Origin of the sequence: Amycolatopsis kentuckyensis (assembly GCF_002155975.1) — a bacterium.
Classification (GTDB): Bacteria; Actinomycetota; Actinomycetes; order Mycobacteriales; family Pseudonocardiaceae; genus Amycolatopsis; species Amycolatopsis kentuckyensis.
This window is the reverse complement of the sequence record NZ_MUMI01000809.1, coordinates 1-9,075: the sequence shown is the minus strand read 5'-3', so window position 1 is coordinate 9,075 and position 9,075 is coordinate 1. Positions and strand designations below refer to the sequence as shown.

The 9,075-nt window shown below is 72.7% G+C and carries 10 protein-coding genes; 3 read left to right on the top strand and 7 right to left on the bottom strand.

Features of this window, described 5'->3' with window-relative positions; genetic code table 11:
- The 3 genes from CCN39_RS48190 to CCN39_RS48180 form a co-directional block, all read right to left on the bottom strand.
- On the bottom strand, positions 1–949 hold a 949-nt coding region (locus tag CCN39_RS48190), incomplete at its 3' end, for a HAMP domain-containing protein (RefSeq protein WP_086853907.1).
- Positions 950–953: 4 nt separating this feature from the next.
- Complete coding sequence (locus CCN39_RS48185; protein WP_086853905.1) at positions 954–1,622, bottom strand: response regulator transcription factor; 669 nt, start codon at positions 1,620–1,622, stop codon at positions 954–956.
- A gap of 7 nt (positions 1,623–1,629) precedes the next feature.
- Positions 1,630–2,964: an MFS transporter gene (locus CCN39_RS48180; RefSeq protein ID WP_086853902.1), complete on the bottom strand. Its 1,335-nt coding sequence runs from the start codon at positions 2,962–2,964 to the stop codon at positions 1,630–1,632.
- Between the two features lie 309 nt (positions 2,965–3,273).
- Between CCN39_RS48180 and fabG the strand changes: the two genes are divergently transcribed.
- Positions 3,274–3,978, top strand: a complete 705-nt coding sequence (fabG, locus tag CCN39_RS48175) for a beta-ketoacyl-ACP reductase (protein WP_086853900.1) — start codon at positions 3,274–3,276, stop codon at positions 3,976–3,978.
- Between the two features lie 35 nt (positions 3,979–4,013).
- A complete protein-coding gene (fabI, locus tag CCN39_RS48170; protein ID WP_086853898.1) occupies positions 4,014–4,781 on the top strand; it encodes an enoyl-ACP reductase FabI in 768 nt (255 codons plus the stop codon).
- Between the two features lie 3 nt (positions 4,782–4,784).
- Here the strand turns inward: fabI and CCN39_RS48165 are convergent, their stop codons facing one another.
- Positions 4,785–5,945 carry a Cmx/CmrA family chloramphenicol efflux MFS transporter gene (locus tag CCN39_RS48165; RefSeq protein WP_086853896.1) on the bottom strand — a complete coding sequence of 387 codons (1,161 nt, stop codon included), beginning with the start codon at positions 5,943–5,945 and terminating at the stop codon, positions 4,785–4,787.
- A gap of 73 nt (positions 5,946–6,018) precedes the next feature.
- Positions 6,019–6,603: a TetR/AcrR family transcriptional regulator gene (locus tag CCN39_RS48160; protein WP_086853894.1), complete on the bottom strand. Its 585-nt coding sequence runs from the start codon at positions 6,601–6,603 to the stop codon at positions 6,019–6,021.
- A gap of 88 nt (positions 6,604–6,691) precedes the next feature.
- On the opposite strand from CCN39_RS48160, the gene CCN39_RS48155 reads away from it, so the two are divergent.
- On the top strand, positions 6,692–7,735 hold the full coding sequence (locus tag CCN39_RS48155) for a ferrochelatase (protein WP_086853909.1): 1,044 nt from the start codon (positions 6,692–6,694) through the stop codon (positions 7,733–7,735).
- Here the strand turns inward: CCN39_RS48155 and CCN39_RS48150 are convergent.
- Both CCN39_RS48150 and CCN39_RS48145 read right to left on the bottom strand, forming a co-directional pair.
- Entirely contained in the window at positions 7,732–8,490 is a 759-nt protein-coding gene (locus CCN39_RS48150) for a methyltransferase domain-containing protein (protein WP_086853892.1), read from the bottom strand. The genes CCN39_RS48155 and CCN39_RS48150 overlap by 4 nt on opposite strands.
- 11 nt (positions 8,491–8,501) lie before the next feature.
- The coding region (locus tag CCN39_RS48145; protein ID WP_143264488.1) for an Rv1486c family protein at positions 8,502–9,075 on the bottom strand (574 nt) is incomplete at its 5' end.

The window sequence follows — 9,075 nt, the reverse complement described above, 5'->3', positions numbered from 1 at the left end:
ACGCGAGGTCGCAGGCCTCGTCCGCGCCGCCGGCCGCGACGCGGGTCGCGGTGCTCTCGGCCAGCGCGAGCGCGAGCAGGCCGTCGAGGAGCTTCTCCAGGCGCTCGACTTCCGCGACGGTCGCCCGGTAGGTGGTGTCGTCGCCCTCGATGCGCCCGGCCAGGGAGTCGACGCGCAGCCGCAGGGCCGCCATCGGGTTCCGGAGCTGGTGCGAGGCGTCGGCCACGAGGCGGTGCTGCTGCTCGGCGGCTTCGAGCACGGCCTCGGACATCCGGTTGACCTCGGCGGCCAGCGACCGCAGCTCGCGCGGCCCGGCGCGTTCCGGAACGTGCGCGCGGTGCCCGCCGGCCACGGCCAGCACCCCGGTCTCGAGCTCGTGCAGCGGCCGCACCATCCACCGGGCCAGCACCACGGCGAGCAGCACGAACACCATCGCGACCAGCACCGCGCCGGCGCCGATGGTGCCCCACCGGGTGGCGACGTCCGCGGCCGCCGCCGTCACCGATGCGCGCAGCACGACCACCCCGGACACGCGCGTGCCGGTGCCGACCGGGCGGGCGAAGTAGGCCGGTTCCGCCGACCACGGGTCCAGCCGGTCCACCCGCGGCGCCGGTTCGTTGCGCATGGTCGCTTCCACCAGCGCGCGCACCGCCGGGTCGCCCGCGGTCAGGCCGCCCGCCTGGACCAGCGGGAGGCGCCGGGCGTCGACGATGACGACGCCTTCGCCGTACAGCTGGGCGTAGCGCTCCGCGTCGGCTGCGAGAGCCGCGGGGTCGTGGGTGTCGACGGCCTGCTGGGCGAGCACGACGAACCGGTCGACGTCGGCGGTGCGCGAGATGACCAGCTGCTGGGTGCGCTGCTCGGCGGTGGCGGTCAGCAGCGGCACGGCGAACGCGGCGACCACCGCGAGGGCCAGGGCGACCAGGACCACCAGGAGCCGGGTGCGCACGGCGTCAGTCCCGGCCGAGCCGGTAGCCGAAGCCGCGGATGGTGGTGAGCAGGCCCGGCCGGTCGAGCTTGGCGCGCAGCCCGGTGAGGTGGACGTCGAGCGAGCGCGACACCGCGAGGTAGGCGTCGCCCCAGACCTCGTCCATCAGCTGCTGGCGGCTGACCGCGGTGCCGGGGCGCGCGGCGAGCACGGCCAGGATTTCGAACTCCTTGGTGGTGAGCCCGATGTCGTGCCCGGCGACCAGCACCCGGCGGGCGCCGAGGTCGATCTCGACGTCTTCGATCCGGACGACGTCTCCGGCCGGGGTGGCCCGGGCCACCGCCCGCCGCACGACGGCGTCCATCCGGGCCAGCAGCTCGGCCAGCCGCACCGGCTTGGTGAGGTAGTCGTCGGCGCCGAGCCGCAGCCCGCGGACGACCGAGCGTTCGTCGCCGCGGGCGGTCAGCACGATCACCGGGACCGGCGAGACGGCCCGGATCTTGCGGAGCACGTCGAGGCCGTCGAGATCGGGCAGGCCCAGGTCCAGCAGGACGAGGTCGGCGGTGCGGTGGTGGTGCAGCGCGTCGGCCCCGCGGGCGACGCTGGTGACGGGATGACCGCGCGCGTGCAGCGACTCGGCGAGCGCGCCGGCGACACCCGCGTCGTCTTCGACGAGGAGCACGCGCACGGCCATCTCCTTGTCAGCGTTCTGCCGGCTGTTGTTCCAGCTCCGAGGTCTTCGAGGTTTCCCGCATTGTGCCGTAGACGATCAGCGACACCAGGACACAGCCCGCGACGTACCAGAAGAACACCGTTTCGTGCCCGGCGCTCTTCAGTGCCTGCGCGATCAGCTCGGCGGTGCCGCCGAAGATCGCCACGGTCAGCGCGTACGGCAGCCCGACGCCCAGCGCCCGGATCTTCGTCGGGAACAGCTCGGCCTTCACGATGGCGTTGATCGAGGTGTACCCGGCGACGATGACGAGGCCGGCCAGCACGAGGAAGAACGCGCCGACGGGGTTGCGGGTCGAGCCCATGACGGTCATCAGCGGGACGGTGAGCAGCGTGCCGCCGATGCCGAAGAACAGCAGCAGCGGACGGCGGCCGATCCGGTCGGAGAGGCGCCCGAACACCGGCTGCAGGAAGGCGGCGACCAGGATCGCGCAGAACAGCACGATGGTGACCTGCCGCCGCGGGATGTGCGCGGTGTTCTCCAGGAACTTCTGGCTGTAGGTGGCGAAGGTGTAGAAGCCGACCGTGCCGCCGAGGGTGAGGCCGACGACGAGCGCGATCTCCTTGGGGTACTTGGCCAGCGCGCGCAGGGTGCCGCGTTCGCCCTTGTTTTCCCCGTTGCTTTCCCCGGCTTCGCGTCGGTAGCTCTCGGATTCGTCCATCCCGCGCCGCAGCCACATGACGACGAGCGCGGCGACGGTGCCGACGCCGAACGCGATCCGCCAGCCCCACGACGTCAGCTGCTGCTCGGTGAGCAGGGCCTGCAGGATCAGCTGGAGGCCCAGGGCGAGGAGCTGGCCGCCGTAGAGCGTCACGTACTGGAAGCTCGAGTAGAAGCCGCGCTTGCCGGGAGTGGCCACTTCGGACAGGTAGGTCGCCGAGGTGGAGTACTCGCCACCGACCGACAGGCCCTGGATCAGCCGGGCGGTGAGCAGCAGGATCGGCGCGGCGATCCCGATGGTGTGGTAGCTCGGCGTGACGGCGATGAGCAGCGAGCCGCCGGCCATCAGCGTCACCGAGAGCACCAGGGCGTTGCGCCGCCCGAACCGGTCGGCGAACCGCCCGAGCATCCACCCGCCCAGCGGCCGCATGAGGAACCCGACGGCGAACACGGCCGCGGTCCCCAGGAAGGCGGCCGTGGTGTCGGTCGTCGGGAAGAAGGATTTGGCGAAGTAGGTGGTGAACGCCGCGTAGGCGTACCAGTCGTACCACTCGATCAAGTTGCCGATCGAGCCGCGCAGCACGTTGCCGATCACGCGCTTTTCGCTGACGGCGGGCGGGGTGGATCGGCTGAGCCGGGTTGTCATCGTCGACCTCCTGTGTTGCGACTCACGGTGACCAACCGGCGGGGGAGCGGCAAGGCGGGGAGGCAGTTCCTAACGTGTGCTTAGGACGGTGGCGCCCGCCCGGGGGCCGACCGGGTCCGGGTGACCCGCGGCGAGCTGCTGTGTTGCGACTCACGGTGACCAACCAGCGGGTAACCACCAAGGTCGGGAAGCAGTTCCTGACACCCGCTCAGGACGGCCGCGGCCACCGCCAACGCGGGTGCGCGACCCGTGAGCACTGCCGATAACCTCGTGCGCGTCAGCCGCGCAGACGAAGAGTGGAGAACAACAGTGGGACGGTCGGTTCTGGTCACCGGGGGCAACCGGGGCATCGGTCTGGCGATCGCCCGGGATCTCGCCGAGCAGGGACACCGGGTCGCCGTCACGCACCGTGGTTCGGGGGCGCCCGAAGGCCTCTTCGGGGTGCAGGCGGACGTCACCGACACCGAGCAGGTCGACGCCGCCTTCAAGCTCGTCGAAGACCACCAGGGGCCGGTCGAGGTGCTCGTCTCCAACGCCGGGCTGACCGATGACACGCTGCTGATGCGGATGAGCGACGAGCAGTTCGAACGCGTCGTCGACGCCAACCTCACCGGCGCCTTCCGGGTCGCCAAGCGGGCCTCGCGGGGCATGCTGCGCGGCAAGTGGGGCCGGTTCGTCTTCATCTCCTCCGTCGTCGGCCTCTCCGGCTCGGCCGGGCAGGCCAACTACGCCGCGTCGAAGGCCGGCCTGGTCGGCTTCGCGCGGTCGCTGGCGCGGGAGCTCGGCTCGCGCAACATCACCTCGAACGTCGTCGCGCCCGGGTTCGTGCACACCGACATGACCGACGAGCTGCCCGAGGCGCGCAAGAAGGAAATCCTCACGCAGGTGCCCTCCGGCCGGTACGCCGAGCCGTCGGAGATCGCCGCCGCCGTGCGGTACCTGGCCTCCGACGAAGCCGGCTACGTCAACGGTGCCGTGCTGCCCGTCGACGGTGGCCTCGGCCTCGGCCACTGACCGCAAAACCGACCCGAACAAGACTTGGAGGACCCGTGCCCGGACTGCTCGAAGGCAAGCGCCTGCTGATCACCGGCATCATCACCGACGCGTCGCTCGCCTTCCACGCGGCCAAGATCGCGCAGCAGGAGGGCGCGAAGGTGGTGCTGACCGGCTTCGGCCGCATGTCGCTGGTCGAGCGCATCGCGAAGCGGCTGCCCGAAGAGGCGCCGGTGATCGAGCTGGACGTCACCAACCAAGAACACCTCGACGGCCTCGCCGACAAGGTCCGCGAGCACGTCGACGGCCTCGACGGCGTGCTGCACTCGATCGGCTTCGCCCCGCAGACCTGCCTCGGCGCGCCGTTCCTCGACGCGCCCGCCGAGGACGTCAAGACCGCGATCGAGATCTCGACGTACTCGTACATGTCGCTGGCGAAGGCGTGCCTGCCGTTGATGGGGCGCGGCGCGTCCTACGTCGGCATGGACTTCGACGCGCGCGTCGCGTGGCCGGTCTACAACTGGATGGGCGTCGCGAAGGCCGGCCTCGAGTCGGTCAACCGGTACCTGGCCAAGGAGCTGGGGCCGCAGGGCATCCGGGTCAACCTGGTCAGCGCGGGCCCGATGAAGACGATGGCCGCGAAGTCCATCCCGGGCTTCGTCGACCTGGAGGACGGCTGGGGCGAGCGCGCGCCGCTGGGCTGGGACAGCACGGACCCGGACCCGGTGGCGAAGAGCGTCTGCGCGGTCCTGTCGGACTGGCTGCCCGCCACCACCGGCTCGATGATCATGGTCGACGGCGGGGTCCACTTCCTCGGCGTCTGAGCTTCACCCGGCCACGAGCTCACGGTCGTCACTGCGCTGGACGGCGGCGGCGACCGTGAGCACGGCGAGTGTGGCCACGCCGAGGGCGATGCCGGTCCAGGCGACGCTCGGGAAGCCGAGCCCGGCGTCGATCGCGACGCCGCCCAGCCACGGCCCGACGGTGTTGCCGACGTTGAACGCCGAGGTCGTGCCGGCACCGACGAGCGTGGGTGCGTCGCCGGCCGCCTGGTAGGCGCGCAGGTTCAGCGCCGGATTGGCGCCGAACCCGGCGATGCCGAAGGCCATCACGGCCCCCACGGCCGCGAGCGTGTCGGTGGTCAGGGCGAGCACGAGCAGCGCGGCCAGGGCGAGCCCGAGGCAGCCGTAGAGCGTCGCGAACGGCCGCCGGTCGGCGAGCCGGCCGCCCACGCTGATCCCGATCAAGGCACCCACGCCGAACAGCGCGAGGACGCCGGGCACCCAGCCCTCGGCCAGCCCGTCGGTTTCGGTCAGCAGGGGAGCGAAGTAGCTGAACGCGGCGAAGATCATCGCCTGCGCCAGCGCGATCACGCCGAGCGCGAGCCAAACCCGGCCGCGCCGGTACAGCCGCAGCTCACCCCGGACGCTCACCGCCGCACCGGTCGTCTCCGGCACCAGCAGCGCCACGCCCACCACCGCGAGCACCGTCACCGCCGCCACCGCCCAGAAGGCCGTCCGCCAGCCGGCGTGCTGGCCGAGGAACGTGCCGGCGGGCACCCCGGCGATGTTCGCCACGGTCAGCCCGCCGACCAGCACCGCCATCGCCCGGCCGCGCCGGTCCACCGGCACGAGCGCGATCGTCGTCGCCAAGGCCACCGCCCAGAACCCGGCGCAGGCCAGCGCCGCGACCACGCGCGTGGCGAAGAGGAGCGCGTAGCCCTCGGCGAGCGCGCCGACGACGTGCGCCGCGACGAACACGCCGAGCATCGCCAGGAGCGTGCGGCGGCGGGGGAGGCGCAGGGTGCCGATCGCCAGCAGCGGTGCGCCGACGACCATGCCGACGGCGAACGCGGAGATCAGCAGCCCGGCGTCGGGGATGCTCACGTGCAGGTCGGCGGCCATGCCGGGGAGCAGGCCGGTGATCATGAACTCGGACGTGCCCAGCGCGAACACGCTGAGCCCGAGGACGAAGACGGCCAGGGGCATGGGTTCTCCTCCAGGTTGTGTATCGTTCGGTTCAAAACTCGGGCAGCGCCGGAGCCGGCCGGGGGAGGGTCGGTCAGCGGGCGACGATCGCCGAAAGCGCGATGTCGGCCACGGCGTGCATGCTCTCGCGGCTCGTGCCGCGGCGGGCCATGACCCGCAGGCCCGAGGTGGTGCTGAGCAGGAACTCCGCCACCTCGGCGGGGTCCAGGCCGTCGCGGAGGCTGCCGTCGAGCACGCCCTCGCGCACGCACTCGGTGAACATGGTCAGGTTCCGGGCGGTGTCGTGCCGCAGCTCGGCGCCCACTTCGTCGTCGGGTACGCCGAGCTCGGCCAGGGTGTTCACCACGAGGCAGCCGCGGCGGTGCGCCTCGAGATCGTCCTCGATGGCACTGGCGAGGACCGCGGCGAGCCGCTCGGCCGCGGTGCCCGGACCGTCGAGAATCGCCTGGCGCTCGTCCAGCCGGGTGCGGGTGTAGTGCTCCAGTGATCGCCGGAAGAGGGCCCGCTTGCTGGTGAACGTGTTGTAGACGCTGCTGCGGCCGAGTCCGGTGGCTGCGCACAGGTCCTGCGTCGACGTCGCTTCGTAGCCGTGTTCCCAGAAGGCGTGCATCGCCTTCTCGACGGCGGCGGTTTCGTCGAATTCCCGTGGCCTGGCCATGGCGGACACCCTACCACGGTTTTGGACTGGTCGATTCATAACTGGCCCGAGTCGGCGTGCGGGCCGCCACATCGGCAAGATGACGGGGGTGGGATACGACGCGCTGCTGTGGCTTTCGTTCGGCGGTCCGGAAGGACCCGACGACGTCATGCCGTTCCTCGAGAACGTGACCAGGGGCCGGGGGGTGCCGCGCGAGCGGCTCCTCGAGGTCGCCGAGCACTACCGGCACTTCGGCGGCGTCTCGCCGATCAACGAGCTGAACCGCGACGCGATGGCCGCGGTCGAGAAGCAGCTCTCGGCGGCCGGCGTGGACCTGCCGGTGCACTTCGGCAACCGCAACTGGCACCCGATGGTCGAGGACACCCTCGCTGCGCTGACCGCGGACGGCGCGAAGCGGGTCCTGGTGTTCCCCACGAGCGCGTATGGCGGCTACTCGGCGTGCCGCCAGTACGACGAGGACATCGAGCGCGCCCGCGCGGCGGTCGGCGAAGGTGCCCCCGAACTGGTCAAGATCCGCCAGTTCTTCGACCACCCGCTGTTCGTCTCGGCGGCCGCCGACGGTGTGCGCGCGGCCCACGCGTCACTCGGGAACGAGCCCGGGATCCGCACGGTGTTCACCGCCCACTCGGTGCCGGAGAGCGCCGACCGCGCCTCGGGCCCGCCCGCGGAAGGCGGCCGCCGCTACTCGCGCCAGATCGCCGAGGCGGCCCGCCTGGTGGCGGCCGAGGCGGGGATCGCGGAGTACGACGTCGTGTGGCAGTCGCGGTCCGGGCCGCCGCAGGTGCCGTGGCTGGAACCGGACATCGTCGACCACATCGACGCGCTGCACGCGTCCGGCGTGCGCGGGGTGGTCGTCTCGCCGATCGGGTTCGTGTCGGACCACCTCGAGGTGATCTGGGACCTGGACAACGAGGCGGCGGAACGCGCGGCCGAGCACGGCATGGCCTTCGCCCGCGCGGCGACGGCGGGCGCGGACCCGCGGTTCGCGGAGCTGGTGGTGGAGCTGATCCGCGAGCACACGCACGGGGTCCAGGCGCGGAAGCTGTCGCCGTTCCCGGCGGCGGGCTGCACGGTCAACGGCGCGCCGTGCGCGGTGGGCTGCTGCGAACCGGCGAAGCGCCCGGGCCGTTAGCCCCGGCGCCCCACGAGGTGGAAGGCGCGGCTGAGCCGGCGGTACGGATCCCGCCGGCCGGCCTCGAACTCGACGGCCGCCACGCGCTCGCTCTCGGCCGGGTCCGGCCCGGCGCCGCTGAGGTCCAGCCAGTCGACGAACAGCCAAACTCCGTACCACGCCACGGGTTCCACCCCGCGGCCGCGCAGCGCCTCGCTCAGTTCCGCCACCGTGTCGGCGCGGGTCGGCAGGCCCAGCACCCCCACTTCGGTGCGAGCGTCGAACGCCTCCAGGGCGTCTTCCCAGCGGCCTTCCATCGCCGGGCGCACCGCCGCGGCGTCGGCGTTGCCGGTCATGATCGAGACGAGGCCGCCGGGCGCGACGCACCGGCACAGCTGGTCGAGCACGGGTTCGGGATTGTCCAGGTAGCCGAGCACGCCGTGGCACAGGACGGCGTCGAACCGGCGGCCGCCGACCGCCTCCTCGGCGGCCGCGCCGTCGGCTTGCACGAGCGTCGCCCGGTCCTGCAGCCGCTGCCGGGCCCTGTCCAGCATCGCCGCCGAGGAGTCGAGCAGCGTGATGTCGTAGCCCGCGCGGGCCAGCGGGAGCGACTGGTGGCCCGCGCCGCCGCCGACGTCCAGCACCGAGGCCGGCGGGGCGGGCAGGTGTTCCAGCAGCTGCCGGTGCATCACATAAGTGCGTACGCGCCCTTTGACGGTCGCGTACGCACCGTCGGCGAAATCGTCGGCGACCGCGGCCCAGGTGTCCTCGCTCATCGCGCGGGACCTCAGCCTTCGCGGGCCGTCTGCTCCGCGAACACCCGCACGGCCTCGTCGACCGCCGCGCAGCGGGCCGTCCGGACCGCGTCCGACAGCGGCCGCAACGCCTGGGCCCGCAACGTCGAAGCCGACGCCGACAACGCGCCGCCCGGGTCGTCCGACAACGCGATGGCCAGGATCGCCGCGATCTCCTCGGCCCGCTGCAGCACCCGCAACGCGCGTCCGGGCGTCCCGGCCGGCCAGTCCACGTCCGGGCGCGAGCGCAGGTGGGCCGACAGCTCCGCACGCACGCCCGGCCGGTCCGAAGCCACGTCCAGGGCCTGCAACGCCCCGGCGCCGGCGCGGATCGCGTCCGTCAGCCCGTGCTCGGCCTCGCCGAGCGGGACGTACTCCGGGGTCGCCGTCGCCGCCAGCGAATAGACCGTCCAGCGCACCAGGCCTTCGGCGATCGGCTCCGGCACCAGGCCGAAGCCGAGGTCCGGCAGCACCAGCGCGTCGCCCGAGCGCAGGGCCGCTTCGGTGAACGGGCCGCCGCCACCCAGGCCGCGGACGTCGCCCGGGACCGGGAGCACCAGGTGCAGC

Coding starts and splice junctions, on each gene's coding strand:
- CCN39_RS48185 (WP_086853905.1), bottom strand. CDS start 1,622: ATGGCCGTGCGCGTGCTCCTCGTCGAAGACGACGCGGGTGTCGCCGGC.
- CCN39_RS48180 (WP_086853902.1), bottom strand. CDS start 2,964: ATGACAACCCGGCTCAGCCGATCCACCCCGCCCGCCGTCAGCGAAAAG.
- CCN39_RS48165 (WP_086853896.1), bottom strand. CDS start 5,945: ATGCCCCTGGCCGTCTTCGTCCTCGGGCTCAGCGTGTTCGCGCTGGGC.
- CCN39_RS48160 (WP_086853894.1), bottom strand. CDS start 6,603: ATGGCCAGGCCACGGGAATTCGACGAAACCGCCGCCGTCGAGAAGGCG.
- CCN39_RS48150 (WP_086853892.1), bottom strand. CDS start 8,490: ATGAGCGAGGACACCTGGGCCGCGGTCGCCGACGATTTCGCCGACGGT.